The 25,558-nt window shown below is 74.3% G+C and carries 22 protein-coding genes and 1 tRNA gene; 10 read left to right on the forward strand and 13 right to left on the reverse strand.

Translation table 11 applies throughout. The annotated features are described in order from the left end of the window. Positions 1-2: 2 nt before the first annotated feature. Both RNC47_RS06765 and RNC47_RS06770 read left to right on the forward strand, forming a co-directional pair. The gene (locus RNC47_RS06765) at positions 3-377 is read left to right on the forward strand and encodes a DUF742 domain-containing protein (protein WP_311596423.1); all 375 of its coding nucleotides are present in this window, start codon (positions 3-5) and stop codon (positions 375-377) included. Continuing rightward, complete coding sequence (locus RNC47_RS06770) at positions 358-966, forward strand: GTP-binding protein (RefSeq protein WP_311596424.1); 609 nt, start codon at positions 358-360, stop codon at positions 964-966. The genes RNC47_RS06765 and RNC47_RS06770 overlap by 20 nt, the downstream gene beginning before the upstream one ends. Before the next feature lie 8 nt (positions 967-974). Here RNC47_RS06770 and RNC47_RS06775 read toward each other — a convergent pair whose 3' ends face one another. The 5 genes from RNC47_RS06775 to RNC47_RS06795 all read right to left on the reverse strand — a co-directional run bounded on the left by RNC47_RS06775 (position 975) and on the right by RNC47_RS06795 (position 5,979). After that, complete coding sequence (locus tag RNC47_RS06775; protein ID WP_311596426.1) at positions 975-1,859, reverse strand: TauD/TfdA dioxygenase family protein; 885 nt, start codon at positions 1,857-1,859, stop codon at positions 975-977. Positions 1,860-1,893: 34 nt separating this feature from the next. Beyond that, on the reverse strand, positions 1,894-2,697 hold the full coding sequence (locus RNC47_RS06780; protein WP_311596428.1) for an ABC transporter ATP-binding protein: 804 nt from the start codon (positions 2,695-2,697) through the stop codon (positions 1,894-1,896). Beyond that, entirely contained in the window at positions 2,681-3,727 is a 1,047-nt protein-coding gene (locus RNC47_RS06785) for a taurine ABC transporter substrate-binding protein (protein ID WP_311596430.1), read from the reverse strand. Before RNC47_RS06785 ends, RNC47_RS06780 begins: the two co-directional genes overlap by 17 nt. 55 nt (positions 3,728-3,782) lie before the next feature. After that, positions 3,783-4,661 (reverse strand): ABC transporter permease, encoded by an 879-nt coding sequence (locus RNC47_RS06790; protein ID WP_311596431.1) that lies wholly within the window; start codon positions 4,659-4,661, stop codon positions 3,783-3,785. A gap of 301 nt (positions 4,662-4,962) precedes the next feature. Then, positions 4,963-5,979 carry an AraC family transcriptional regulator gene (locus RNC47_RS06795; protein ID WP_311596432.1) on the reverse strand — a complete coding sequence of 339 codons (1,017 nt, stop codon included), beginning with the start codon at positions 5,977-5,979 and terminating at the stop codon, positions 4,963-4,965. A 405-nt stretch (positions 5,980-6,384) separates the two neighbouring features. On the opposite strand from RNC47_RS06795, the gene RNC47_RS06800 reads away from it, so the two are divergent. Then, a complete protein-coding gene (locus RNC47_RS06800; RefSeq protein WP_311596433.1) occupies positions 6,385-6,624 on the forward strand; it encodes a hypothetical protein in 240 nt (79 codons plus the stop codon). Positions 6,625-6,653: 29 nt separating this feature from the next. Here the strand turns inward: RNC47_RS06800 and RNC47_RS06805 are convergent, their stop codons facing one another. Continuing rightward, positions 6,654-8,711 (reverse strand): nuclease-related domain-containing DEAD/DEAH box helicase, encoded by a 2,058-nt coding sequence (locus tag RNC47_RS06805; protein ID WP_311596435.1) that lies wholly within the window; start codon positions 8,709-8,711, stop codon positions 6,654-6,656. Between the two features lie 116 nt (positions 8,712-8,827). Here RNC47_RS06805 and RNC47_RS06810 point away from each other — a divergent pair, with 116 nt between their 5' ends. The 3 genes from RNC47_RS06810 to RNC47_RS06820 all read left to right on the forward strand — a co-directional run bounded on the left by RNC47_RS06810 (position 8,828) and on the right by RNC47_RS06820 (position 11,426). Next, the gene (locus RNC47_RS06810) at positions 8,828-9,316 is read left to right on the forward strand and encodes a MarR family winged helix-turn-helix transcriptional regulator (protein WP_311596436.1); all 489 of its coding nucleotides are present in this window, start codon (positions 8,828-8,830) and stop codon (positions 9,314-9,316) included. Positions 9,317-9,417: 101 nt separating this feature from the next. Beyond that, positions 9,418-10,896, forward strand: a complete 1,479-nt coding sequence (locus RNC47_RS06815) for an MFS transporter (protein ID WP_311596438.1) — start codon at positions 9,418-9,420, stop codon at positions 10,894-10,896. Positions 10,897-10,964: 68 nt separating this feature from the next. Continuing rightward, positions 10,965-11,426, forward strand: a complete 462-nt coding sequence (locus RNC47_RS06820; RefSeq protein ID WP_311596439.1) for a pyridoxamine 5'-phosphate oxidase family protein — start codon at positions 10,965-10,967, stop codon at positions 11,424-11,426. Positions 11,427-11,514: 88 nt separating this feature from the next. On the opposite strand, the gene RNC47_RS06825 is transcribed toward RNC47_RS06820, so the two are convergent. Continuing rightward, a tRNA-Met gene (locus RNC47_RS06825) sits at positions 11,515-11,588 on the reverse strand. 91 nt (positions 11,589-11,679) lie between these two features. Here RNC47_RS06825 and RNC47_RS06830 point away from each other — a divergent pair. Next, the gene (locus RNC47_RS06830) at positions 11,680-12,291 is read left to right on the forward strand and encodes a DUF4232 domain-containing protein (RefSeq protein ID WP_311596441.1); all 612 of its coding nucleotides are present in this window, start codon (positions 11,680-11,682) and stop codon (positions 12,289-12,291) included. 178 nt (positions 12,292-12,469) lie between these two features. Beyond that, entirely contained in the window at positions 12,470-14,800 is a 2,331-nt protein-coding gene (locus tag RNC47_RS06835; RefSeq protein WP_311596443.1) for a rhamnogalacturonan lyase, read from the forward strand. Between the two features lie 820 nt (positions 14,801-15,620). Here the strand turns inward: RNC47_RS06835 and RNC47_RS06840 are convergent. The 3 genes from RNC47_RS06840 to RNC47_RS06850 all read right to left on the reverse strand — a co-directional run bounded on the left by RNC47_RS06840 (position 15,621) and on the right by RNC47_RS06850 (position 20,085). Next, a complete protein-coding gene (locus RNC47_RS06840; protein WP_311596444.1) occupies positions 15,621-16,481 on the reverse strand; it encodes a terpene synthase family protein in 861 nt (286 codons plus the stop codon). Positions 16,482-16,504: 23 nt separating this feature from the next. Beyond that, positions 16,505-17,671 carry a cytochrome P450 family protein gene (locus RNC47_RS06845; protein WP_311596445.1) on the reverse strand — a complete coding sequence of 389 codons (1,167 nt, stop codon included), beginning with the start codon at positions 17,669-17,671 and terminating at the stop codon, positions 16,505-16,507. Positions 17,672-17,826: 155 nt separating this feature from the next. Beyond that, a complete protein-coding gene (locus tag RNC47_RS06850) occupies positions 17,827-20,085 on the reverse strand; it encodes a terpene synthase family protein (RefSeq protein WP_394814722.1) in 2,259 nt (752 codons plus the stop codon). A gap of 224 nt (positions 20,086-20,309) precedes the next feature. Between RNC47_RS06850 and RNC47_RS06855 the strand changes: the two genes are divergently transcribed. After that, positions 20,310-21,371 (forward strand): hypothetical protein, encoded by a 1,062-nt coding sequence (locus RNC47_RS06855; RefSeq protein WP_311596448.1) that lies wholly within the window; start codon positions 20,310-20,312, stop codon positions 21,369-21,371. 18 nt (positions 21,372-21,389) lie between these two features. Here RNC47_RS06855 and RNC47_RS06860 read toward each other — a convergent pair whose 3' ends face one another. From RNC47_RS06860 to RNC47_RS06870, 3 genes are all read right to left on the reverse strand, one after another. Continuing rightward, complete coding sequence (locus RNC47_RS06860) at positions 21,390-22,742, reverse strand: cryptochrome/photolyase family protein (protein ID WP_311596450.1); 1,353 nt, start codon at positions 22,740-22,742, stop codon at positions 21,390-21,392. Further along, the gene (locus tag RNC47_RS06865) at positions 22,739-24,253 is read right to left on the reverse strand and encodes an SDR family oxidoreductase (RefSeq protein WP_311596452.1); all 1,515 of its coding nucleotides are present in this window, start codon (positions 24,251-24,253) and stop codon (positions 22,739-22,741) included. Before RNC47_RS06865 ends, RNC47_RS06860 begins: the two co-directional genes overlap by 4 nt. Positions 24,254-24,337: 84 nt before the next feature. Then, a complete protein-coding gene (locus tag RNC47_RS06870) occupies positions 24,338-25,222 on the reverse strand; it encodes a MurR/RpiR family transcriptional regulator (protein WP_311596453.1) in 885 nt (294 codons plus the stop codon). 101 nt (positions 25,223-25,323) lie between these two features. On the opposite strand from RNC47_RS06870, the gene RNC47_RS06875 reads away from it, so the two are divergent. Next, positions 25,324-25,524: a hypothetical protein gene (locus RNC47_RS06875; RefSeq protein ID WP_311596455.1), complete on the forward strand. Its 201-nt coding sequence runs from the start codon at positions 25,324-25,326 to the stop codon at positions 25,522-25,524. Positions 25,525-25,558: the final 34 nt, after the last annotated feature.

Genomic DNA, 25,558 nt, shown 5'->3' on the forward strand with positions numbered 1-25,558 from the left:
CCATGTCCGGACCGGATGAATCATGGTGGGACGTGGACGCGGGTCCCATCGTGCGCTCGTTCGCGAGGACCGGCGGCCGAACCCGGCCGAGCCGGGACGAGTTCAACCTGATCACCCTGATCGTCGCCACCAACCCCGACACGGCACGCCCCGGTTACGAGCCGGAGCACGTCGCGATCCTGCGCATGTGCGCGGGCAGCCCGCTCTCCGTCGCCGAGATCTCCGCTCGGCTGGACATGACCGTGACAGTGACCAAGGTCCTGCTCGGAGACCTACTCGACATGGGGGCCATCCAGACCCGCGCGCCGATCGCGCTGGCCGAGGCCCCCGACATCCAGCTTCTTCAGGCGGTACTCGATGGAATTCGCAGGCTCTGACGCGGGCTCCGCGTCGTATCCCGGTCACGGCGGTCTCCCGACGGCGGTCAAGATCCTGATCGCCGGCGGGTTCGGCGTCGGGAAGACCACGATGGTCGGCGCCGTCAGCGAGATCTCCCCGTTGCGGACCGAGGAGGTGATCACGAAGACGAGCGAGGGCGTGGACGACCTCAGCGGCGTCGAGGCCAAGACCACGACGACCGTGGCCATGGACTTCGGCCGGATCACGATCAGCCGCGACCTGGTGCTGTACCTCTTCGGCACGCCCGGGCAGAACCGTTTCTGGTTCATGTGGGACGAGTTGGCGCTCGGCGCGCTCGGCGCCATCGTGCTGGCCGACACCCGGCGGCTGGAGGACTCCTTCCCCGCCGTCGACTACTTCGAGCACCGCGGCACGTCGTTCGTCGTCGCGGTCAACCGCTTCCACGGCACCTGCGACTACACCATCGAGGAGGTCCGCCTCGCGCTCGACCTCGACCCGCGGGTGCCGGTCGTGATGTGCGACGCGCGCTCCCGCGAGTCCGGCAAGCTCGCCCTGATCACCCTTCTCGAACACACCATGGCGCGGCGGATGACCGCCGCGCGCTGACCCCTCCCCTACGGGCGGCCGCCGGCCGTCGCCGGGCCGAAGGGAACGTCGCCGCGGAGGGTGACGCGGTGCATGACGCGGCGGAAGTCGCCGTAGTCGCGGTTGGCGTAGTGCAGGGTGGCGCGGTTGTCCCACATCGCGACGTCGCCGGCGCGCCAGCGGTGGCGGACGAGGTGCTCCGGCTTGGTCAGGTGGGCGTAGAGGAGGTCGAGGACGCCGCGGCTCTCGGCCGCCGAGAGGCCGACGACGTGCGAGGTGAAGCCGGGGTTCACGAAGAGCCCCTTGCGGCCGGTCTCGGGGTGCACCCGCACCACGGGGTGTTCGACGGGGTCGAGGCCGCGGTAGCGCTCGCCGTCCCACTCGTTGCCCTCGCCGCCACGGCGTTGCGCCAGGTAGTAGCCGAACTCGCGGCTGCCGTCGTGCACGGCGGTGAGCCGGTCGGCCAGGTCCCGCACCGGCGCCGAGAGCGACTCGTAGGCGAGTTGGCTGTCGGCCCAGCTGGTGTCGCCGCCGGTGGGCGGCACCTGGACGGCGCGCAGGATCGAGCCGAGCGGGGGGCGGCGCACGAAGGTGACGTCGGTGTGCCAGACGTCGGCGAAGCCGTTGTCGGCGGCGTCGAGCGCGTAGATCTCGGGGTGGTCCTCGTCGACCCCGGGCACCACCGGGTGGGAGGCGGTCAGTTCGCCGAGGCGGCGGCCGAGCGCCACCTGGCTGTCCGGGTCGAGGCGCTGGGCGGGGAAGAACAGCACCTTGTGCTCGACGAGCGCCGCGCGGACCGCGGCGAGTTGGGCGTCGGTCGCGGTGGTCAGGTCGAGGTCGTCGATCCGGGCGCCGAAGCCGGGGCCGAGGACGGTCAGGGCCAGCGCGAGGGGCGTGGTGTCGGTGGTGGTCATCTCGGTCTCCTCCGTGGGTGGTGGTACGGGTGGCTCAGGCGGCGGCGCGGACCGCGGCCCCCGTCTCGGCGCGCAGCGCCGCGTACTCCGGCAGGCCGCGCAGCTCGTCGGGGTCGAGGCCGGTGCGCGGCAGGTCGACGGGCAGGTCCAGGGTGACCACGCCGGGACGGCGGCTCAGCACGACGATCCGCGTCGCGAGGAACACCGCCTCGTCGACGCTGTGCGTGACGAAGACGGACGTGGAACCCGTCTCGTGGCCCACCCGCCGCAGGTCCTCCTGGAGTCGCTCCCTGGTCAGCGCGTCGAGCGCGGCGAACGGCTCGTCGAGCAGCAGGAGGTCGCGGTCGCCGGCGAGGGCGCGGGCCATGGCCACCCGCTGCTGCTGGCCCCCGGAGATCTCCCAGACGCGGCGGCCCGCCGTGCCCGACAGGCCGACCCGGTCCAGGAGTTCGGCGACCCGGGCGGGGCGCTCGGCGCGCGGCACGCCCGCGTAGCGCAGCGCGAGACCGACGTTGTCGCCGACGGTGTGCCAGGGGAAGAGCCGCGGCTGCTGGAAGACGACGCCGGACTGCCGCCCCGGCTCGGGAACCTCGCCGCGCACGGTGACCGCGCCGGACGTGGGTCGGTCGAAGCCGGCGATCAGCCGCAGCAGGGTGCTCTTGCCGCAGCCCGAGGGGCCGACCAGCACCAGGAACTCGCCCGCCGGCACGTCCAGCGAGATCGGTCCGAGCGCCCGCACGGCGGACCCGCCGCGCCCGTACACGTGCGCCACGTCGCGGACCGAGACGGCCGCCACGGTCGCGGTGCCGGCGGCCCCGGCGTCAGGAGCCGTCGACATCGGCCAACCCCTCCGCGTGGACGGCCTCCTGGAACACCGCGAGGTCGGGCGCGCTCTCGATCTGGTGCTGTTCGGCGAGGAACTCGGCGGCGTCGTGGAGGTTCACCGCCACGTCCCCGATCTCCTCCGGCGTGCCGAGCCACTGGGGGCTCGACTGGTCGGCGGGCCGGAGGAACACGCCCTGTTCGAGCTGGGCGGCCGCGGCGTCGGCGTCGATGCCGAGCTGCCGGCCGACGGCCTCGGCGGCCGCGGCGGGGTCGTCGTGGATGAGGTCGAGCGCGCGGGCCTGGGCCTCCCGCCAGGCGGCGATGACCTCGGGGTGTTCCTCGACGATGGCGGTGGACGCGACGCCGAGGTCGAGCGTCGGCTTGCCGGCGGCCGCGACCTCGGCGCTGGTGGTGAGGGTCCGGCCGGTCTCCCTCAGTTCGTCGAGCGTGGGCAGCCAGACGTAGCTGGCGTCGATGTCGCCCCGCGTCCAGGCCGCGACGATGTCCTGCGGCTCCAGGTCGACGATGTCGACGGACGCCGCGTCGAGACCCGCCTGTTCGAGCGCGGCGAGCAGGCTGTAGTGGGACGTCGACGCGAACGGCACGCCCACCGTGCGGCCTTCGAGGTCGGCCACGGACCCGATGCCCGCGTCCTCGCGCGCCACCAGCGCCTCGTTCTCGCCGGCGACGTCGAGCACCCAGGCGACCTGGTACGGGATGTTCAACGGCGCCGAGAGGCCGCGCGCGACGGGGCTGGAGCCTATCGCCGCCAGGTCGACCGACTCCGCGACGAACGCGGTGTTGATGGTGGCGCCGGAGTCGAACCGCGTCCACTCGATGTCCCATTCGGGCAGCGCCTCCTCCAGCCAGCCCTGGTCCCTGACGATCAGGTCGCCGCTGGGGAACGCCTGGTAGGCCAGGCGGAGGGTCCGGTCGCCGGCCCCCGACCCGCCGCCGTCCGAGCCGCAGGCGCTCAGGGTGAGGGAGACGGCGAGGGCGAGGGTGAGGGCGGCGGCGCGGGTGGCGCGCGGGGATCCGGGCATGGGGGTTCTCTCTCTCGATGGTCGTTCCGGCGGGGCATGGCGCCGTGGCGTTGCCTCAGGTGCGGCCGCGCCACGGCGCGAGGCGGCGTTCGAGGAGCCGCAGGCCGCTGTCGATGAGCAGGCCCGAGACGCCGATGGCGAAGAGCCCGAGGATGACGACGTCGGACTGGTTGTAGCGCTGCGCGTCACGGACCATGCCCCCGATGCCGGGCAGCCCGTTGACGGTCTCGGCGGCGACCACCGAGGAGTAGGCGATGCCCACCGCGAGCCGCACGCCGGTGAGGATCTCCGGCAGCGCGGCGGGCAGCACGACCGAGCGGATCACCTGCCGGCGCCCGGCGCCGATGGCCTGCGCCGCCTCCACCAGCGCGATCGGCGCCGAGGCGGTGGCGGCGGCCGTGGCCACCGCGACCGGCGGCATGGCGGCGATGGCCAGCAGCCAGATCTTGGGGGACTCGTCGATGCCGAACCAGATGACGAGCAGGCTGAAGTAGGCGAGCGGCGGCAGCGTCCGCAGGAACGCCACCCAGGGTTCGACCACCACCCGCACCCAGGCGAGCGTCCCCATGAGGAGCCCGACGGCCAGGCCGACGCCCACCCCGATCAGCGCGCCGACGGCGATCCGGCGCAGGCTGACGCCCAGGTGCTCGACCAGGTAGTGGCCCTGGTAGCCGCGGACGCCGTCGTTCTCCGTCGACGTCCGCACCAGCGCGTCGACGACGTCGGCCGGCGACGGCACCAGCACCGGCGGCCACAGCTCCAAAACGACGACGGCCTGCCAGGCGCCGAGCAGGACGGCCAGCGCCAGCAGCCGCAGCCCGACGCGGCGCAGCGGGCCGGCGACCGCCCCGCGACGGCGTCCTTCGGCGGGGGGAGGGGCGTCCTCGGCGGACGCGGGGGCGGTTTTCCTGCGTGCTCGGGCGAGCGAGGGCATGGTGCGCTCCGTTGGGGACGGCACGGAACCGACAGCACGACAGCCGAACGCGCCGCGCGGGCACGCGGGAACGGGAGGGGGTGCCGGTCTCGTGGAGAAGGACGCTCTCGGCAGGGTCCGTCGTCAGGACCGCGCTGCCGCGGAAGGGGATCCGGTCGGGATCAGGGCGTCAGGCGCAACAGGAGGCGCTGGTGGACCGGCGGAGATCGATGTGCCGACGAGCCACGCGGAAGGTAAGCACGCGGCATTTTTACACGCCGTCCAGGCGCCGCCAAGGGGGCGGAACCCGGTCGGCGCCGGTTCAGCCGCTGAGCGTCTTCGAGGGCGGCTGGCCGTACCGCTCCCGGTAGTAGGCGGCGAACCGCCCCAGGTTGGAGAAGCCCCAGCGGTAGGCGATGTCCGAGACGGTCGCCGAGCCGTCCCGGCCGGCGGCGAGCAGGTCCTGGTGGGCGCGCCTGAGGCGGACCTCGCGGAGGTAGCCGAGCGGGGTGGTGTCCAGGTGTTGGCGGAACGCCTCCTGGAGGGCGCGCGGGCTGACCCGGGCCGCCGCGGCCAGGTCGGCCAGCGTGTGCGGCTCGTCGGCCCGCTCCTCGACCAGGGCCATCGCGCGGCGCACGGCGGCGTGGCCGACGACGCCGGTGCGCCGGATGTCCGCGCCGTTCGGGACGATCAGCCGCTGGGTCCCGACGAGCAGGGCCGCCGTCGTCCGGGTCAACTGCGCGGCGACGAGCGGGTTGTCGCCCGCGATGCCCTCGCCGAGGATCTCGCGGCGCACCGCGCCCGATATGCCGGCCCACGTCCTGGCGGCCCGCGGCGACACGGCTCCGCCGAGCGCGAACCTGGCCGGCACCGGCTCCTCGAGCCCCAGCGCGTCGGCCGCGGCCCGCTCCACGTCCTCCCGGGCCAGCCGCACGGTGAACATCCGTGCGCCGGGCGACCAGCGCACCTGGAACGGGCGGTGCGCGTCCAGCACGTAGGTCCCGCCGGCGCCGACGTGGCACTCCTCGCGCCCGGGCGAACTCACCGTCACCCAGCCGTGGGTGACCTCGCACATCAGCAGGTAGGTGCCGAGCGGCTGCGGCCTGATCAGCGTCTCCGCGTTCAACCGCGGCGACCCGTACCGCAGGTCGGAGAGCGTGACCCCGGGGAACCCGCCCTCGGCGTACCAGGCGGAGAACTCCCGCGCGTCGCCCAGGCATTCCAACTGGTAGGGACTGTACGCGCGGCTGATGATGTCCCGGGTCTCCTCCAGGTCACCGCTGTCGACGAGCGTCGTCAGCCTGCTGAGGTCGCCGGGTACGGCACTGAGCCGTGCCATCAGGAACGTCTCCCTCGTCTCCGCGTTTTCCGGCCGAGCACCGCGTTCGGCGGGTAGTCGACCGGTGACTCCACGGGTAGCGTCGCACATGTCCGAGGTCCCGGTGGCGACTCTTCCAAGTCGGTCTGGGATCTGACCATCCGGACACGGACCGTCCTGCGTTCACGGGGGAAGTTCAGGGCGGTTCGCGGGGGAATCAGGGGGAAACCAGGGGGGAACAGGACCCCGCCACGCGACCGAGCGTGGGCGGGGTCCGCACCTGTGCGCGGCCAGCGACAGGGACACCAGCCCGGTCGGCGTGGTCGTCCACCGCGGGCGCCCGTGCGGGAGGTCTTGCCGGGTGGGGGATTCTGTCCTTGAATCCCGAGGCGCGAGCATCGGACGCGTCAAGGGGAGGACTGGATCGTGCGAACACGCATACGCATGGCGGTGGTCGGAGCGGCCGCGGCGGTCGGGGTGGCGATGGCCGGCGGGACCGCCGAGGCGCTGGACTACTACCAGCTCCACGGCCACTACGCGACACACGAGGAGTGCGTCGCGGTGGGCGAGGAGTACCTGTGGCCCAACAACCCGGGGGGTGCCGACGCCTACGAGTGCCGGGAGAACGCCCCGGGTTGGGACCTCTGGCTGATCTTCGCGACCTGACGCCGGGCGGCCGGGCGGCGGCGCGTGTCTCAGGCGACGCTGCCCAGCCACAGGGTGTCGCGCGCGCGGGTGACGGCGACATAGAGCTGACGCAGGGACAACTCGACGTGTTCGCCGACCAGTTCCTCGGGCATGCCGGTGGCGTGGTGGAGGGTGGCGTCGTGTTCCGGTAGGAAGACGTGCTTGAACTCGAGACCCTTGGCGCGGCGGTAGCTGCCCAGCTTCACGGCGTTCACCGGGTTGCCGTCGTACTGTTCGAGGGTGCGGACCGGGATGCCCCGCCGGTCGAGCAGGCGCTGGTAGTGGTCGAGGGCTCGACGGGTCGGGCAGAGCACCGCGGCGTCACCCCAGTGGTCCGGGGCGGCCCGGGCGGTGAGTGCCTGGACCAGGGCGTGGTCGTGCGCCTCGCGGGTGGGGTGCGTGGCGCGGGTGACCTGGCCGCCGTGGTGGACGAGTTCGATGTCGCGACGGCCGGGGGTGCGGACGCCGTCGATGTCCTCGAAGGGGTGGTCGGCGACGAGCGCGAGGCCCGCCTCGATGATCTCGCGGGTGTTGCGGTAGTTGGTGCGCAGCACCTGTCCGCGGTCGCCGCGCACGTCGACGCCGGCGTCCGCGAGCCGGAAGCCGCCCGGGTAGACGGCCTGTTGGCCGTCGCCGATGAGCAGCAGGCCGTTGCGGCGGTCGCCCACCAGGGCGTGCAGGAGCCGGACGCCGACCAGGGTCAGGTCCTGCACCTCGTCGGCGATCACCGCGTCGTAGGGGCCGGGTTCCTGACGCGAGGGCGAGGTGGCCTCACGGAGCGCGAGGGTGAGGATGTCGTTGAAGTCGTGCACTCCGCGCTCGACGCGCAGCCGTTCGTACTCCTGGTAGAGGGCCCAGACGGCCTCGCGCTGGGCCCTGGCCAACCGCGCCCGGCCGCGCCGCGACACGGTCAGGTACTCGGCGAGCGTGGTGAGGCCCCGCCCCTTGATGACGTAGTCGATCTCCTCGCGCCAGTAGCGGGAGTCGGGGGCGACGGCGCCGAGCGGCCCCTCTCTTCCGGTCCGCTTCCAGGCCAGGCTGAACGCGGTCGTCGCCTTGTCACCGTGCAACTGGGTGGGCACGCCACGGTCGTTGAGGTACTTCTGCGCGAAGCCGTGCAGGCTGTGGAACTCCACCCGGTTCGCGACCGCGGGGGCCATGGCACGCAGGAAGGTGGCCTGCACCCGGGGCAGGTTCTTGGCGAAGGTGACGTAGAGGACCCGGCCCGGGACGCGGCGCGCGAGGTGGGCGGCCCGGTGCAGTCCGACGACGGTCTTGCCGGTGCCGGCGGGGCCGCTGATCCTGGCGGGGCCCGACCAGTCGCGGCGGACCAGGGCGACCTGTTCGGGATGCAGGAAGGTCATCCACTGCTCGATCGGCCCCTGGCGGGCCGCGTCGAGGGCCGCCTCGTGCAGGCGCTCGGGCTCGAAGAGGCCGTCGGAGGCCGGGGGTCGGGGCGAGGCGCGGGGGGTGGCCGGGGGTTCGTCGGCGGGCTGGCCGTACTCGGGGAAGGCGTCCGCGAGGTGGTCGGCGACGGCGCGGACCGCCGCCGGGAGCAGCCGGCGGCGCTCGGCGGTGAGCGCGCGGCCGACCTCGTACTCGCCGAGCAACCGCACGCGGCCCGCGGTGGCCGACACGCGGTGCCCGGCGAAGACCATGACGGGCTGGACGGCCACGGGTGACATGCCGAGGGCGGTCACGGCACGCTCGGTGGCCCGGGTCACGGCGAGCAGCTTGGCCACCTCGCGCGACAGCCGGGGGTCGTCCCGGCCCTCGGGCGCCCGGGCCCAGTTCTTGACGTCGACGACGTACACGCCGCCCGGGCCGACCAGCAGCATGTCCACGTTGGCCGCCGCGGTGCCCGGCCAGCGGCGGTCCATCAGCAGCCGCCAGCCGCGTTCGGCCAGCACCAGCAGCTGGGCGGCGACCAGCCGTTCCCCCTCACTCGCGGCCTCCCACCGCGCGGCGCGCCGGCGTGCCTCCTGCCACTGCTCGCGCAGCAGTCGTTCCTGCCGCCGAGCCTCCTGGGCCCTGCGCGACGCCGAGTCCCCCGCGGCCATCCTCATACCCCCTCGTACGCGGAGTGATGATCATAGGACGGAGTGCCACGTCACGGGAGGGGGGCGATTGGGTCGGTTGCGGATCATCCGCGACGGATCGTCTGCTTGTTACGCTGGCCGGCATGACCGCCATGACGCCGCAGACGCGCTCCGAGCCCGACCTGTCGTTCCTTCTCGACCACACCAGCCATGTGCTGCGCACCCGGATGGCCGCCGCGCTGGCCGAGGTCGGGTTGACCGCGCGGATGCACTGCGTGCTGGTGCACGCGCTGGAGGAGGAGCGGACCCAGGCGCAGCTGGCCGAGATCGGGGACATGGACAAGACCACGATGGTGGTGACCGTGGACGCGCTGGAGGAGGCCGGGCTCGCGGAGCGGCGGCCGTCGAGCGCGGACCGGCGGGCGCGGGTGATCGCGGTGACGGAGGAGGGCGCGCGGGTGGCGCGGCGGAGCCAGGAGATCGTCGACAGGGTGCACCGGGAGACGCTGGCCGCGCTGCCGGAGGACGAGCGGGAGGCGCTGCTCTCGGCGATGAGGCGGCTGGTCGGCGGGGTGCTGGCGGAGCCGGTCGAGAGCCCGCGGCCGGCGCGGCGGGCGCGGCAGAGCGGGTAGTGGGGCCATCACGGGCAATCTTTGACCCGAGATAGATAGTCTGCAACAGAACCATCTGTTAGTGTCCTTCCTGTTGCCTGATCGACGACAGGAGAGGTCCCATGGCATCCGAATCCGCCGCCCGCTCACGCTGGGTCGCACTCGGGGTGATCGCGTCCAGCATGCTGGTGATCGTCCTCGACGGCAGCATCGTGACCGTGGCCATGCCCGCCATCCAGGAGGACCTCGGCTTCTCGGCCACCGGCCTCAGCTGGGTGGTCAACGCGTACCTGATCGCCTTCGGCGCCCTGCTGCTGCTCGCCGGCCGGCTCGGCGACCTGCTGGGCCGCCGGCGGATGTTCGCCGCCGGCACCGCCCTGTTCACCGGCGCCTCGCTGCTGGCCGGCCTCGCCACCTCGCCCGGGCTGCTGGTCGCGGCCCGGTTCGCCCAGGGCGTCGGCAGCGCCATGGCGTCCTCCGTCGCGCTGGGCATCCTGGTGACGCTGTTCACCGAGCCGCGCGAACGCGGCCGCGCCATCGCCGTGTTCAGCTTCACCGGCGCGACCGGCGCCGCCATCGGGCAGGTGCTCGGCGGCGTGCTGACCGACGCCCTCAGCTGGCACTGGAACTTCTTCATCAACGTGCCGCTCGGCGTCGCCGTGCTGCTCCTGACCCGGCGCCACCTGCCGGACGACACGGGGCTCGGGCTGCGGGCCGGCGCCGACGCGGCGGGCGCGGTCCTGGTCACCGGCGGACTGCTGCTCGGCAGCTACGCGGTGGTCAACGTCGAGCGGCACGGCGGGACTTCGGCGCACACGCTGGGCGCGGGACTGGTCGGTCTCGCGCTGCTCGCCGGCTTCCTGCTGCGGCAGGCGACGGCCCGCACCCCGCTGATGCCGCTGCGGATGCTGCGGCCGCGCGCGGTCTGGGCGGCCAACCTGATCCAGGTGCTGCTGGTGGGCGCGATGTTCTCGTTCCAGGTGATGTTCGCGCTCCACCTGCAGAACGTGCTCGGCTACGGCGCCGCCGAGACCGGACTCGCGATGCTGCCGGCGGCCGTCGCCATCGGCGCCGTGTCGCTGGGCCTGGCAGCCCGGTTGAACGCCAGGTTCGGCGAACCGGCCATGCTGCTGGTCGGCCTGGCGATGCTCACCACGCTGCTGGTGCTGCTCTCCCGGCTGCCGGACGACGCGGCGTACGCCACCGACCTGCTGCCCCTGCTGCTGCTCGGCGCCGGATTCGGCCTCGCGCAGCCGGCGTTGACCACCTTCGGGATGTCGGCCGCCAGGTCCGAGGACGCCGGCCTCGCCTCCGGGCTCTTCAACACCACCCAGCAGGTCGGCATGGCGCTCGGCATCGCGGTGCTCTCCACGGCCGCCGCCGCCCGCACCGAGGGACTGCTCGGCGAGGGCGCCGAGCGGGCGGAGGCGCTGGCCGCCGGCTACCGGCTGGCGTTCGGGATCGGCGCGGCGCTGCTCGGCGTGGCCCTCGTGGTCGCGGTGGCGGCGCTGGCCAGGCGGCGGCCGGGAGCCACGCCGACGCCGCAGCGGGAGCGCGAGCGGGAGTCGAGGCGGGCGGGCGCCGTGCCGGCCGGGCTCTGAGGCCGGCGAGCGGCGGCGGAGCGTGCGAGAAGAAGACCGAAGAGAAGACGAGAGGAACGGAGCGGGCGATGAGTGAGAACGAGAAGCCGAGGCCGCGGGTGCTCGACGAGACGGAGGCCTCGCGGCTGCTGGGCCAGCGCGGGTTCGGCGTGCTGGCGAGCGTGCGGGCCAGCGGGCATCCACACCTGACCACGGTGCTCTACCACTGGGACGAGGACCGGCGGCTGCTGCGGGTCTCCAGCACCGCCGACCGGGGCAAGCCACGGCAGCTCAGCCGCGATCCGCACGCGGCGCTGCACGTGAGCACGGCGAACCACCTGGCCTTCGCGGTCGTCGAGGGCACCGCCGAGGTGTCCGAGCCGACGCGGGAGCCGGGGGACGCGGTGGGGCGCGAACTGCTGTCGCTGCTGCCCGAACCGCCCGCGGACCAGGCGGCGGAGGCGGAGTTCCTGCGGGAGCAGGTGGCCGAGCGGCGGGTGGTGATCCGGATCCGGGCGGACCGGCTCTACGGCACGGCCCTCGACGCGTAACGCGGGCGAACGCGGGCGAACGCCGCCGAACGCGACGGCGAAAGCGTTCGGGCCCGGCATCCTCACGGATGCCGGGCCCGAACTCTCGTAGCGGGGACAGGATTTGAACCTGCGACCTCTGGGTTATGAGCCCAGCGAGCTACCGAGCTGCTCCACCCCGCGGCGGTGAAATGAACTCTACGCTACGAAAGAGGGTGGTCGCACCTCACTTTCGTCCGTTCCCCCCGGCGAAGGCGCGTGCGAGGATCGCGGCATGAGGTGGAGGAGAACGAGAGGGCCGGCGCTGAGCCTGGCGGCGGTGGGGGCGTTGCTCGCCGGCTGCGGCACCGAGGTGGCCGGCGGAGGCGACGGCGCGGAGGGCGCGGGCGCGCCGGCGGTGGTGTCGCCGCAGCCCGAGCCACCCGAGGTCACGGCCCCTTCGACCGAGTGCCCCGAGTCCGGCGCCCGGGTCTCCCCCGGCCTGATCGACGCCGCCATGGGCCTGCGCGCCGGCACCATCCAGCTGACCAACTGCGGCGACCAGCCGTACACGGTGGAGGGTTACCCGCAGCTCACCCTCATCGACGACGAGCTCGAGGCGCTGGATGTCGCGATCGAGCACGACGAGACGAAGATCACGTCCTCCGTCGCCGGCTTCGACGAGCCCCAGCCGGTGACGCTCGCGCCGGGCGAGTCGGCCACGGCGTCCCTGGTCTGGCGGAACACGACGGACACCAGCGGGCCGGCGCTCGACGCGCGCTACGTCGAGGTCGTGCCGGCGCCCGGCGAGAAGTCGCAGACGATCACCCCGGACGGCGGCATAGACCTGGGCACCACGGGCCTGCTCGGCGTCGGGCCGTGGACGCGGGCCGCCGTCGAGTCGTAGCGGTAGCGAGTCTCAAGCGCCACAGCGCCCGGTGCGCGGGGTATTGACCGGCGTTCCGCGTCGCCCTACTGTCACGCCCGCTTGATTGAAACGAATCAAGAACCCACGGAAAGCGGATTTGAAACGACTCAATCGAGCGTCATCGAACGATACAAGACGGAGGAAGGGCGACCTCACGATGAGACCACCTGACGGCACCCGAGCGACGCGGCGCCGCCTGCCGTACGGCCCCCTGGTCATCCCCCTCGCCGGGCTGATGCTGCTCACCGCGGGGCCGGCCGACGCGGCGGCACCCGAGCGGGCCGCGGGCGGCAGGCCGGGCGCGGTCCAACTCGAGGACCTCGACCGCGGGCTCGTCGCCGTCGCCTCCGAGGAGGGCGTCTTCCTCAGCTGGCGGCTGCTGGGCTCCGAGGCCACCGGGCACACCGAGACCGGCGTCTCGGGCACCGACTTCGCCGTCTACCGGGACGGCCGGCGGATCGCCACCGTGACCGACAGCACCAACTACCTCGACGAGAACGCCACCTCGGGCGCCGAGTACCGGGTCGCGCCCATCGTGCGCGGCCGCGAGGGCCGCCGCAGCGACCCCGTCTCCCCCTGGGCCGACGGCTACCACGACCTGCCGCTGCGCCGGCCGGCGGACGGCGTCACCCCCGCCGGCGAGACGTACACCTACCGCGCCAACGACATGAGCGTCGGCGACGTCGACGGCGACGGGAGCTACGAGTACGTCGTCAAGTGGGACCCGTCCAACTCCAAGGACGTCTCCCAGGTCGGCTACACGGGCAACGTCTACCTCGACACCTACGAGCTCGACGGCACCCTGCTCAGCCGCGTCGACCTCGGCCCCAACGTCCGCGCCGGCGCGCACTACACGCAGTTCCTGGTCTACGACTTCGACGGCGACGGCCGCGCCGAGATGATGCTCAAGACGGCGCCCGGCACCACGATCACCCGCTACCGCCCGGACGGCCGGGTGGCCGGCACCGAGTACGTCACCATGCCGCGCGCCGACGTCCGCGCCGGCTACTCGCACCAGGACGACTACCGGCTCAGCGCCGAGGGCTACTTCGACCACCTGGTCGAGATGTTCCAGGGCTGGCAGGACCACCCCGAGGTGCGCGCGGGCAACTGGCCGGCCACCCTCGAGGAGGCGTTCGGCATCGAGCCGGCCTACGACTACCCGCTGTCGCGCGCCGACGCCGAGGCCCTGGCCGACCACTTCGTCGACGTGTACGCGCCGAGCCGCTCCGCCCGCAACAACCTGCGCGCCTTCGAGGGCTTCATCCTGGAAGGCCCCGAGTACCTGACGGTCCTCGACCCGGGCGCCGGGCGGGAGCTACAGACCGTCCGCTACGAGCCGGGCCGGTACGACGACGGCCTGATGTGGGGCGACTACGCGATGGCCAGGATCGAGCCGGGCAACCGGGTCGACCGCTTCCTCTCCACCGTCGCCTACCTCGACGGCCGCCACCCCTCGGCGGTCTTCGCGCGCGGCTACTACACCCGCTCCACGCTCGTCGCCTACCGCTGGGACGGCCGCCGGATCCGCCAGGACTGGACGGTGGACAGCGGCTGGACCCCGATGTCCAACCCGTTCAACGACTCGCCGCACGGCGTCGACGGCACCGACCCGGAGTTCGGCTCCCTCACCACCCAGGGCTTCCACTCCCTCTCCTCGGCCGACGTCGACGGGGACGGGCGGCAGGAGATCGTCTACGGCTCCGCCACCATCGACGACGACGGCAGCCTGCTCTACAGCTCGTTCGGCGAGGCACCGCCGGAGGCGGCGCAGCCGGGCGAGAACATCAGGCTGGGGCACGGCGACGCGATGCACGTCGCCGACATCGACCCGGACCGCCCCGGCCTGGAGATCTTCACGGTCCACGAGGGCGGCCGGTACGCGCCCTACGGCTTCGCGCTGCGCGACGCCGCCACCGGCGAGGTGCTGTACGGCGGTTACACGGGCGTGGACACCGGGCGCGGCATGATCGGCGACGTCGACCCCGACCAGCGGGGCATCGAGACCTGGGCGTCCCAACCGCAGTCGGTCTCCGAGACCGGCCTGTGGACGGCGCGCGGCGACTACCTGGGCGCGGAGACGCCGGGCACCAACATGTCGATCCGCTGGTCCGCGGACCTGACCACCCAGATCGTCAACGGCTCGATCGACCAGACGCCGACCGTCGACGACTGGCGGCGCGGCACGCTGCTGACGGCCGAGGGCACGCTGACCAACAACCACACCAAGGGCAACCCGTCGCTGGTGGCCGACGTGTTCGGCGACTGGCGCGAGGAGCTGATGGTGCGGACGGCGGACAGCTCCGCGATCCGCTTCTACGTGTCCACCGAGGTGACGGACCACAAGCTCTACACGCTGATGCACGACCCGCAGTACCGGGTCGAGGTGGCCCGCCAACAGACCACCTACAACCAGCCGGCCTACCCGAGCTTCTACCTGGCCTCGGACACGGACTGGTCCCAGGTCCCACTCCCTGGCCGGGCCTGACCGGCGGGCCTGAGCGGAGGCCGGGCCCCTGCGACGCGGCTGCCGCCGGCGGGGCGGCCTTACGCCCCGGCCGGCCGGCGGCACGGCCCGGCGGCCGGCCGCCACGGACCGGGAGCCGCACCGCCGCGCTCCGAAGCCGAGCGCCACGCCGCCGCAGGCGGCGGCCAACAGGCCGGCGGCACGGCCCGGCGGTCGCTGAGGTCACACGGCTCCGGGGTGCCGCGCCGCAGGCGCGGCCGCGCCGGAGCCGTTGCCTGGCTGGCCCGGCGCAGCCGGGCCACACGACGCGGGACCCGAGCCGCACCGCCCGCACGCCGGTCCCCGGTGTCCGCGGCGCCGACGAGGCGGCGGAGAGACGGCGGCCGCGCCAGCTCCGACCGGCCGTGGACCGGTGCCGGCAGTGTGGCCGGGCCGTACGCCACGGACCTGAGGCGCACACCGCCCGCCTCCCTGCGCCGCAGCAACTACCCCGGCAGCGCTGGGACCTGGGCCGCCGGGCCGTACACCGCAGGCCGCCAGACACACCGCGCTCCGGCCCCAGCGCCAGCGCCGCCGCGGCGCGGTCGGCTCGCAAGGCATGCCACCAGAGCAGCCAGACGGTCAGCCCGCGCCCACGGCGCCGTGACCGTTGCCGAGGCGCCCGGGCCGGCCGGCACCCCCCACCCGGCGGTCGGCTGCCACGGACCGCGAGCCGCACCGCCGCGCTCCGAGGCCGAGCGCCACGCCGCCGCAGGCGGCGGCCGACAGGCCGGCGCACCGGGGCGTACGCCTCAAACCGGGAGAGCTGCCGCCGTACCAGCCGGGCCGGTTCATCCGGCGCCTACGGCGCCGTTGGCGCCGCCGCGTAGCGGGTGCTGTGGTGGTGCCAGTCCCAGGCGCCGCGGACGGCGGTGGTGACGCGGTCGCCGAGGAGGTGCGCGTCGGGGCCGAGGCGCCGCAGGGCGCGGCGGGCGGCCAGCAGGTGGTCGATCCGGTCGGCGACCATCCGTTGGACGGCGGCGGTGGCGGCCGCCTCGTCGAGGTCGAGGCGGTCGCGGACGAGGAGCACCAGGTTGGCGCGCTCGCCGGCCGCGAGGTCGCGCCGTAGGGAGCGCACGTCGTTGGTCCAGGCCATGACGTCGCTGGCGGCGGCCGTCAGCTCGCGGGCCGGGGCCGCGTCCAGCAGCGCGGGGGCGAACTCGCGGCGCTCGACGAACTGGATCAGCTCGAAGATCGGGTGGGCGCCGAAGGAGAGCCGGCGCCAGGCGACGTACTGGGCGAGGGTGGGCGTCGGGCGCAGGCCGAGGCGGACGGCGGCCTGCCAGTGGTAGCCGGCGAGGCAGTCGCGGAGGTGGCGGGCGAAACGGCGGCGCCAGGCGGCCGACATCGGCTCGGCGGTCGGCGGCCAGAGCTCGTGGGCGAGAGCGCGTCGGAAGACGGCCCAGGGCGCGGGGGCTTCGGTCGTGCCGGCCCGGTCGAACCAGTCGTCGGCGGCGAGCAGCCAGACGTACCAGCGGGCCAGCAGCGCCATCTCGGGGTAGGGCGCGGTGCGGTAGTAGCTGGTGGCCAGGGTGACGACGCGGGAGGCGGCGAGGCGGCGGTGCCCGGCGGCGTCGACGAGGCCGTGGCGGGCGGCCCAGTCGTAGGCCTGCTCCTCCAACTCGGGTGAGCGCGGGTGGAGCGGCTGGCTCGGGATGGGCATGTGCACGAGGGGTGGTCCAGGGGCTAGAAGGTGACGGGAAGGGATTCGAGGCGGCGGGTGCGGTGCGTCGGCCGCCAGGTCAACCGGCTGGCGGGCACCGCGAGTTCGATCTTGGGGGTGCGGCGCAGCAGGGTGGCGAAGACGACGTCGGCCTGGAGCCTGGCGAGTGGGATGCCGAGGCAGAGGTGGGTGCCGCGGCCGAAGGAGAGGTGGGGGTTGGGGGTGCGGTCGAGGACGACCTCGTCGGCGCAGGGGAAGTGCGCGGCGTCGCGGTTGGCGGAGGCGAGGGAGAGCAGCACGGAGTCGCCGGCGCTGATCCGGACGCCGCCGAGCTCCAGGTCCTCGGTGACGAAGCGGCGGATGGCGAGCGGCAGCGGCCCCTCGTAGCGCAGCAGCTCCTCGATGGCGGTGGGCAGCAACTCCGGGCGCGCGAGCAGCCGTTCCCAGTGCATCCGGGGGTCGAGGAGGGCGAGGATGCCGTTGCACACCATGCTGGCCGTGGTGTCGTGGCCGGCGGCGAGGAGGATGAAGGAGAGGCTGACCAGCTCGTCCTCGGTGAGCCGGTCGTCGGCGTCGCGGGCCTGGATCAGGGTGCTGAGCAGGTCGTCGGCCGGGTGGCGACGCTTGTGGGTGATGACGTCGCGCAGCTGGGCCTCGGCCTGGCGCATGGCGTCGAGGATGGCGTGCGGCCGGCCGGGGATCAGCAGGGCGTCGGTCCAGGAGGCGATCTGGGCGCCGGCGGAGGCGGGCAGGCCGAGCAGGCCGCAGATGACGCGGAGCGGCAGCGGGAGGGCGAGCGCGGCGAGCAGGTCGGCCTCGCCGGCCGGGTAGACGGCGTCGATCAGGGTGTCGGTGTGGGCCTGGACGGTGGGGCGCAGGCGCTCGATGGCGCGGCGGGTGAAGGCGGGCGCGACGAGGCGGCGCAGCCGGGTGTGGTCCGGCGGGTCGAGGTGGAGCAGGTCGTTGCGGAGCGCGGGCGGCAGCGGGAGGCCCTGGTAGTCGCCGCCGTGGCTGGTGGCGGCGTTGGTGGACAGGCGGGGGTCCTGGAGCGCGGCGCGGACGTCCGGGTAGCGGGTGACCAGCCAGGCCGCCGCGCCGCCGGGGCCGGTGACGCGGTGCACGGAGCGGCTGGCCCGCAGCCGGGCGTACATCCCGTGCGGGTCCGCGAAGAAGGACTCGTCGATGTGCACACCACCTAACGTACATGTGCGATTACGGAATGCAGTAGCGGGTGCGGGAACCTTTCTCCTGCCCCGGCCGGGTGATACCTGGGGCCGTTCGGCGGGGGCGGGGGCCGGGGCTGGGTGCCGGCCCGCGGCCGGCCTGGGTCGCGGGCCGGCCCCGGTCAGTGGGGTACGGCGGTCCGGTGGCGGACGGCGGCGGCCAGCCGGACGGCCGAGGTGCCGAGCCCGGTGGGGGCGAGGAAGCCGGGGGGCGTGACGTCGGCGAGCAGGTGCTCCTCGCGGTAACGGCGGCACTCGCGGTGCCAGTTGAGGACGGCGGCCAGCCAGTTCCCCAGCTGTTCCACATAGCCGTCGAGCGTCGCGCGCGCCGCCGCGTCCAGGCCCAGGTCGTCGGCCAGTACCGGGAGTTCGTTGGCGGCCACGTGCTGGAACTGGCGCAGCCGGGAGCGCATCAGGTCGTCCACGATGCGCAGCGCCCTCGGGTAGTCGCAGGAGAAGAAGTTCTGCACGACGAGGACGGCGTTGTGGATCTCGCCCTCGAACTCGATCTCCTTCTGGTACGAGAAGACGTCGTTGATCAGCGCCCCGTAGTCGGCGGCGGCGTTCTCCAGGGAGCGGAACGGGCCGCTCTCGTAGACCTCTTCGGGCAGCGAGCGGTCGAGTCGCAGGCGGCACAGGCTCATGGTCAGGTCGGACCCGAAGGTGCGGCGGCGCATCTCCAGGTAATCGACCGGTTCGGGGATACGGTTCTGCGCCTGGTTGACGAGCTCCCACAGCCAGCTGTCGATCATCTCGACGATGGTGGTGCGGAACGCCCGGCGCGCGGCCGGGGTCATGCCGCCGGCGGTGCGCGCCCAGAGGTCGGCGAGGCCGCGCTCCAGCGCGTTGGTGAGCGGCGGGGGCGGGGTGGCGGGGTCGTCGAGCGGCAGCAGGGCGGTGAGACGTTCGGTGCAGGCGCGGGCCGCCGCCAGGTTCCTGGTGCGGCCGAAGACCGCGGGGTAGTAGTCGTCGCCGTAGGTGCCCCAGGCCAGCCAGCAGCTGGCCAGGTCGAGCTCCTCCTGCCCGACGGTGGGGCTGATGCCGGCGGCGCAGAGCGCGAGGTCGTAGCCGCGCGTCTTGTCCTCGGTCCAGACGACGGGGGTGTCGGTGAAGACGCCGACCCGGTCGCACCAGTCGACGACCTCGCGGCGGGCGGCGGGCAGCAGCGGGTTGAGCCGGAGCGGGAACGGCAGGTCGAAGTCGGGCAGCAGGGAGGGCCCGACGTGCTGGTGCGGCACGTGCGCGAAGCCGCGGGCCCTGGCCCGCTCGGCGCGCGGGGTGGTCGACACCCCGAGGCCGCCGCCGAGCCCGCCGAGGCCGGCGAGCCCCGCGAGCGCGGTGAAGGGGCCGCTGAGGCCGAGCCGGGCGGCGGGTGCGGCCTCGGGCTCCGCCGGCTTCATGTAGCGGCTGGAGCGCAGGTGCCACTCGTGGCCGCCGGACTGCCAGTCCTGGAGGCCCTTGGCGTAGGCGAGCACGGCGGCGCACTCCTCGGGCGTCAGGCCGTGCTCGACGAAGAGCGGCGGGAGCTCGGTGAGCGCGGTGTGCTCGAACTGCTGGAGCCGCGCGGTCAGCAGGTCGTTGACGGCGTCGGCGGCCTCCTGGGTGGTGCAGCCGAGGAAGGTCTCCAGGGCGAGCACGCCGTTGCTCAGCTCGCCTTCCTCCTCGGTCTCGCGCTGGTAGGAGAACAGGTCGTTCCGCAGGTGGACGGCGTCCGCGAAGGTGTCGCGGAGCACCGTCAGCGGCCGGGCGGCGGCGACGGCGGCCGGCACCTCGGCGCGCGCCGCGTACTCGACGAGTCCGGCGGACCAGGGGGCGCCGCCGACCTTGCGGCGCATCTCGATGTACTCGACGGGGTTGGGGACGCGGCCGATGTTGATGTTGGCGAGCTCCCACAGCGACTCGTTGAGCAGGTGCTCGGTGGCCTTGGCGAACCTGGCCCGCCAGGCCAGCGACATGGCGGGCACGGTGCGGGCCCACAGGTCGGCGAGGCCGGCCTCGACCGGGTTGGCCGGCTCGGGGATGCCGGCGGCGAGGTCCATGGGCATGAAGGCCGGCAGCCGGTCCAGGTACGCCTTGCCGCCGGCGCGGTCCTGGCCGCGCTTGAAGGTCTCCAGGAAGTGGTCGTCGAAGAAGAAGACCCACACGTACCAGTCGGTGACCAGCGCCAGGTCGGACGCGGTGGTGTCCGGGTGCGTGTACGCGCAGAGCAGCGGGTAGTCGTGCGCCTCCAGGTCCTGCTGGGTCCAGATCCCCGAGCCCTCCAGCATCCCCATCTCGCGCGCCCACCGGGTGGAGTGGGCGCGCACCTCCTCGAGGTGCGGGCTCAGCCGGGCTGGGTAGGGGGTGTAGAAGTCGGGCAGGCGGAAGGGCTGTTGTGCCACCGTCGCGTCATCTCCTGGGTTAGCCGGGCGGCCGGATGGCCGGACACGGGCCGGTTGTCGGCCGGACGTGGCGGGTCCGGCCTGCTCGGTCCAGCCAGCATTACCCGACTTCGCCCCGTTGCCCCGTCAAACCACTCTTCCTGGTGAACCGTTGGCCCTCGCCCTGACGTCCTGGCTGGCAGCATGACGGTGTTCGGCAGATGCTCACGGGGGGTTGTCGATCGATGTCCCAGTCACGGACGCTCTACTCCGACAAGACCAGGAACCCGTTGGCGGGTTCCGTCGAACTCGACGAGGGGCAGCTGCGGGCCCACGGCAGGATCATGCCGCTGGTCGAGCTGAACCTGGTGGCGATGGCCGACGCCTACCTGCGCGGCCGGTGGCTCGGCGGGGGCGGGACCGAGCGGGCGCTGGCCGCGATCGGCCCGGGAGCCGGGGTGGTGCCGGTGATCAGGGTGTCCGGCTCGGCGATGCCGGTCAAGGTGCGCAGGGCCGCCGAGTTCGCCGCCGCGCTGGGCGAGCTGTCCGTGCGGATGGCGGGCGGCCGGGACGTCGTCGCCGGCTACGCGCGGCTGGCCGCCCAGGAGGGGGTGCCGCTGTGGATCGCGCGCCGGATCACGTTCGGCCCCACGGGCGGCCCGATAGCGGTCGCCGTCGACCGGCGCCTGGCGCGCGCCGACGTGTGGGCGCCGGACGTCGCGTCGGCGCGGCTGCGCGGCCCGCTCGGCCTACGGGCCGGCCAGGAGAACCTGGCCCAGCTGCTGGCGGTGACGATCGGGAGCGCACCGGCCGCCCTCGCCATCGAGCGGGGCTGGCGCAAGTCCCAGCGCTCGGTGACGGTGCACTCCCCGGTCGGCCGGTGGGAGCTGCGCCGCGAGACCTGGAACACCTCGCGGCTGCTGCGGGACGGCGGCTCGGTGGCGCTGCTCGGCCGGCCGGATCGGCGCCGGGCCCTGACCGGCAATCTGCGGCCGCTGGCGGACGTCCAGTACCACACGAGCTATCCGGTGGACGCGGTGCTGGCGCACTTCTTCGGGGCCTGCTTCGGGCTCGGTGACGACACGGGCAGGGTGCGGTTCGGCATGCGCCGGCCGAAGGACGACGGGGAGATCGCCGACTCACTCTGGGAGGAGCCGTGGTTCACCGGCCTCGGGAAGGGCTCGGCGGACAACGGCCCCGGTGGCAGCGCGGACGGCTGGTTCGGCGACGGTGGCGGTGAGGGCGGTGGAGGAGACGGCGGCGGGGACGGCGGCGGTGGAGACGGCGGTGGCGGTGGCGGGGAGTGATCCCCGGGCCGCCCGGCGTCAGCCGTGCCTGGCCCGGCGGAACCGGTCGGCGGCCGCGTCCAGGTCGACGATCGGCGCCGGGTAGTCGACGCCGTCGAGGCGCCACGGCCGGTGCACCGCCGGGCCGGCCACCGCGGCCAACTCCGGCACCCAGCGCCGCACGTAGTCGCCGCGCGGGTCGAACCTGCGGGCCTGGGTGAGCGGGTTGAGCACCCGGTTGGGGCGGGTGTCGGTGCCGGTGCCGGCCACCCACTGCCAGTTGAGCTGGTTGTTGGCCAGGTCCCCGTCGACCAGCAGCGCGAGGAAGTGCCGGGCCCCGATCCGCCAGTCCTGGTAGAGCGACTTGGTGAGGAAGCTGGCCACCAGCAGCCGGGCCCGGTTGTGCATCCAGCCCTCCGCGCGCAGTTGCCGCATCGCCGCGTCCACCAGCGGGAAGCCGGTGCGGCCCGCGCGCCACGCCTCGACGGCGTCCGGGGCCCGGCGCCACCGGTCGTGCCGGGGCCGGTAGTCCGCCCAGGCCGCGTCGGGCCTGGCGGCCAGCACCTGGTGGTGGAAGTCCCGCCAGGCGAGCTGCCGGACGAACGCCTCGGCGCCCGCTCCCCCGTGCCGCTCGGCGCGTCGCCGCAGCTCGGTCGGGGAGAGGCAGCCGAAGTGCAGGTAGGGGGAGAGCCGGGAGGTGGCGTCGCCGGCCAGGTCGTCGTGGCGGTCGGCGTATCCGTCGAGGCCGTCGCGTTCCCAGGCCCGCATCCGGCGCCGCGCCGCGCCCTCGCCGCCGGCCGGCAGTCCCGGCGACCGCTCGCCCCCGCCGCCGAGGTCGGCCGCCGACGGCAGCCGCTCGGACCGCACCTCGGGCACCTCGATGACGCGCGGCGCGCCCCGCACGGCGCGCGGCTCGGCGGCCAGCCAGCGGCGCAGGTACGGGGTGAAGACGGCGTAGTGGTCGCGCCCCGCCGGCACCAGGGCGCCGGCCGGCAGGGTGGTCAACGAGGCGTCGTGGACACGGAGTTCACGCCGGTCCTCGGCGAGCGCGGCGCGCAGCCGGCGCTCCCTGCGGGCCGCGTAGCCGCTCACCCCGGCGGCCAGGTGCACGGTCCCGGCGTCCGTCTCGGCCGCGACGCGGCGGGTCTCCGCCACCACGTCGCCGCGCCGCACCACCAGGCGCCCGCCCCGTTTCCGCAGCTCCTCGTCGAGGTCGGCGAGGCAGTCGGCGAGGAACGCGGCCCGGTTGGGCGCGACGAAGCCGGCCGCGCGGATCCCGGAGTCCACCACGAAGAGCGGCACCACGCGGGACGCGCCGTCCGCCGCGGCCCGCAGCACCGGGTTGTCGTGGACCCGCAGGTCCGCGGTGAAGAGGGCCACCGAGGCGGTCATGCCCGCTCCAGGTCCCGGGGGTGCGGCGGCCGTTCCCCGGCGGCGCCGGACTCCGCCCCGGCGCGCTCGGCGATGGTGCGCGTCATGCCGCCGAACACCCAGGCGTGGAACGGCGAGATGGCCCACCAGTAGGCATGGCCGAGCAGCCCGCGGGGGCGGAACACCGCGCGCTGGCGGTACCGGGTGCGGCCCTCGTCGTCCCGCTCCACCCGCAGTTCGAGCCACGCGTCGCCGGGCAGCCGCAGCTCGGCGCGGAGCCGCAGCAGCCGTCCCCGGTCCAGCGCCTCGACGCGCCAGAAGTCCACCGGGTCGCCGCGCTCCAGGCGGGTCGGGTGCGGTCGCCCGCGCCGGCCGCCCGCCCCGCCGAAGAGCCGGTCGAGCCAGCCGCGCACGGTCCAGGCCAGCGGCGCCGAGTACCAGCCGGTGTCGCCGCCGACGGCCTCCACGACGCGCCACAGCGCCTCGGGCGAGGCGTCGACCGGCGTCGACCGCTCGTCGACGTACCGGCTGGCGCCCGCCCAGTCCGGGTCGGCGCGCAGCGAGTCGGCGGGCAGCGCCGCCTGGTCCGGCTGGTCCTCGCCCGCCCGCTCGAGCGCCGCCGCGAGCGCCAGGTCGAGCCCGAGCCAGCCCCCGGCGGGCGGCGGCACGTACCGCTCGATGTCCCGCTCGTGGCACACCACCTCGTGCCGCAGCGACTCGGCGAGCGGCCTGGCGAGGTCGCCCGGCACCGGCGTCACCAGGCCGATCCAGAGGCTGGACAGCCCGGGCGTCAGCACCGGCACGGGCAGGATCAGCCGCCTGGGCAGCCCGGCCCGGCGGGCGTAGCTCCGCATCATCTCCTCGTAGGTGACGACGTCGGGCCCGCCGATGTCGAAGGAGCGGTTGACGTCCGCCGGCAGGTCGGCGCAGCCCACCAGCAGCCGCACCACGTCGGCGATCGCGATCGGCTGGACGCGGGTGCGCACCCAGCGCGGCGTCACCATGACCGGCAGCCGCTCGGTGAGGTGCCGCAACATCTCGAACGAGGCGGATCCCGAGCCGATGACGACGGCCGCCCGCAGCACGGCGGTCGGCACCCCGGAGGCGAGCAGCAGGCGCCCGACCTCGGCGCGGGAGCGCAGGTGCGGGGAGAGCTCACGCTCCGGCACCCCGGCCGGGGTGAGGCCGCTCAGGTGGACGACGCGCCGCACGCCGGCGGCGCGGGCCCGCTCGCCGAAGATCCGCGCGGCGCGCCGGTCGCGCTCCTCGAAGTCGGCCCCGCCGCCGATCGAGTGGACCAGGTGGTAGGCGATGTCGACGTCGCGCGTCGCCTCGGCCACGGACTCCGGGTCGAGGATGTCGCCCCGCACCACCTCGACCTGCCCCGCCCAGCCGTGGGCGCGCGGCTTCGCGGGGGAGCGGACCAGGCACCGCACCCGGTGGCCGGCGGCCAGCAGGGCGGGCACCAGCCGGCCGCCGACGTATCCGGTGGCGCCGACGACCAGGCACCTGGTGTCTCGCTGTGGGCTCATGCCGTCCTCCGCACGCCGTGGCCCCGCCCGCTGCCGCCAGCCACTCTTGGCGCCCCGGCGCCGGGCCGCAACCGGAGCGCGCGCCTACCGCCGGTGCTCCGGGTCGTAGACGCTGAACTCCTCCAGCAGTTCCTCCTCGCGCAGCAGCGCCGAGCGCGCGTCCTGGCCGCGGTGGCGGGCCACGTCGGTCGCCAGGGACTGGACGAGCGCGGTGAAGGCGGTCAGCGAGCGCAGCACCGAGGGGCCCGAGGCGTCGACGTAGAAGACGTGCTCGGCGGAGGCGGCCAGCGGCGACGCCGGGTTGTCGGTGAGCGCCACGCAGCGCGCGCCGCGCGCCCGCGCCCAGGAGGCGGCGCGCACCGTGTCGGCCGAGTAGCGGTGGATGGCGATGGAGACGAAGCAGTCGCCGGCCCGCACCCGCCGCAGCTCGTCCGTCAGGGTGCCGGCGCCCGGCGTGACGGTGGCCACCTCCTCGCGCAGCATCCGCAGCAGGTAGCCGAGCAGGTAGGCCGGGGCGTGGCACTTCCGCAGCCCCATCACGTGCACGCGCGGCGCCTCGGCCAGCGCCTTGACGGCCTCCGCCCAGGTGACTCTGTCTATCCGCGCGAAGCTGCGGGTGATGTTGGCCCGGTCGAGCGCCACGGCCTGGTCGAGCAGGTCGCCCTCGCCGCCGCCCAGCTGTTCGAGGGTGCTGTAGCGGCGCAGCAGCTGGGCCTGCTCGCGCAGCCGCTCGCGGCAGAGCCGGGTGAGCCCCGGGTAGCCCTCCAGGCCGAGGCTGGTGGCGAACCGCACCACGGTCGCCTCGTTGACGCCGACCGCCGAGGCGAGCTCGGAGACGGTCATGAACGCCACGCCCTCCGGGTCCGCCATCACGCGCTCGGCGAGCAGTCGTTGGGAGCGGGTGAGCGTGCCGCGGCGCTGCTGGAGCAGGGCGAGCAGGGCGTCGAAGTTCCCGGGTGCGAGGGCCATGCAGGGGATTGTGCCCCGTACGGGCGGTTCGCCCTTCGCCGCTCGACGCTCCCGCGCCACCCACGGACCGGCGGGGCACGGCGAGGGCCTAGGCTTCGCGTATGCGAGCCGATGCTTCGGAACTGGTGCTGGCAGGGGTCATTCTCAGCTTGGCCTTCATCGCCCTCGTCGCCTACGTCGCCCGCGTCCTCCATGGTTCGCACCATCGGCTGCCGCGCGTCATCGTGGCCTCCGGGGTGCTGGTGGGGACGCTGCCCGCGGTGGTCTACACGCTCTACCGTTCGCTGACCATCACCGCCTGAGCCGCCTCGGCCGTCTGGCCGTCGGACCGTCCGG

It is taken from the genome of Streptomyces millisiae (assembly GCF_031845425.1).
GTDB lineage: Bacteria > Actinomycetota > Actinomycetes > Streptomycetales > Streptomycetaceae > Streptomyces > Streptomyces millisiae.

What these genes read in the sequence shown, in the direction of transcription:
- RNC47_RS06870 (WP_311596453.1), bottom strand. Translation starts at nt 25,222, where the DNA reads ATGGCCCTCGCACCCGGGAACTTCGACGCCCTGCTCGCCCTGCTCCAG.
- RNC47_RS06795 (WP_311596432.1), bottom strand. Translation starts at nt 5,979, where the DNA reads ATGGCACGGCTCAGTGCCGTACCCGGCGACCTCAGCAGGCTGACGACG.
- RNC47_RS06775 (WP_311596426.1), bottom strand. Translation starts at nt 1,859, where the DNA reads ATGACCACCACCGACACCACGCCCCTCGCGCTGGCCCTGACCGTCCTC.
- RNC47_RS06785 (WP_311596430.1), bottom strand. Translation starts at nt 3,727, where the DNA reads ATGCCCGGATCCCCGCGCGCCACCCGCGCCGCCGCCCTCACCCTCGCC.
- RNC47_RS06840 (WP_311596444.1), bottom strand. Translation starts at nt 16,481, where the DNA reads ATGCCCATCCCGAGCCAGCCGCTCCACCCGCGCTCACCCGAGTTGGAG.
- RNC47_RS06875 (WP_311596455.1), top strand. Translation starts at nt 25,324, where the DNA reads ATGCGAGCCGATGCTTCGGAACTGGTGCTGGCAGGGGTCATTCTCAGC.
- RNC47_RS06810 (WP_311596436.1), top strand. Translation starts at nt 8,828, where the DNA reads ATGACCGCCATGACGCCGCAGACGCGCTCCGAGCCCGACCTGTCGTTC.
- RNC47_RS06830 (WP_311596441.1), top strand. Translation starts at nt 11,680, where the DNA reads ATGAGGTGGAGGAGAACGAGAGGGCCGGCGCTGAGCCTGGCGGCGGTG.
- RNC47_RS06820 (WP_311596439.1), top strand. Translation starts at nt 10,965, where the DNA reads ATGAGTGAGAACGAGAAGCCGAGGCCGCGGGTGCTCGACGAGACGGAG.
- RNC47_RS06855 (WP_311596448.1), top strand. Translation starts at nt 20,310, where the DNA reads ATGTCCCAGTCACGGACGCTCTACTCCGACAAGACCAGGAACCCGTTG.
- RNC47_RS06765 (WP_311596423.1), top strand. Translation starts at nt 3, where the DNA reads ATGTCCGGACCGGATGAATCATGGTGGGACGTGGACGCGGGTCCCATC.
- RNC47_RS06835 (WP_311596443.1), top strand. Translation starts at nt 12,470, where the DNA reads ATGAGACCACCTGACGGCACCCGAGCGACGCGGCGCCGCCTGCCGTAC.
- RNC47_RS06770 (WP_311596424.1), top strand. Translation starts at nt 358, where the DNA reads ATGGAATTCGCAGGCTCTGACGCGGGCTCCGCGTCGTATCCCGGTCAC.
- RNC47_RS06805 (WP_311596435.1), bottom strand. Translation starts at nt 8,711, where the DNA reads ATGAGGATGGCCGCGGGGGACTCGGCGTCGCGCAGGGCCCAGGAGGCT.
- RNC47_RS06860 (WP_311596450.1), bottom strand. Translation starts at nt 22,742, where the DNA reads ATGACCGCCTCGGTGGCCCTCTTCACCGCGGACCTGCGGGTCCACGAC.
- RNC47_RS06780 (WP_311596428.1), bottom strand. Translation starts at nt 2,697, where the DNA reads ATGTCGACGGCTCCTGACGCCGGGGCCGCCGGCACCGCGACCGTGGCG.
- RNC47_RS06790 (WP_311596431.1), bottom strand. Translation starts at nt 4,661, where the DNA reads ATGCCCTCGCTCGCCCGAGCACGCAGGAAAACCGCCCCCGCGTCCGCC.
- RNC47_RS06865 (WP_311596452.1), bottom strand. Translation starts at nt 24,253, where the DNA reads ATGAGCCCACAGCGAGACACCAGGTGCCTGGTCGTCGGCGCCACCGGA.
- RNC47_RS06815 (WP_311596438.1), top strand. Translation starts at nt 9,418, where the DNA reads ATGGCATCCGAATCCGCCGCCCGCTCACGCTGGGTCGCACTCGGGGTG.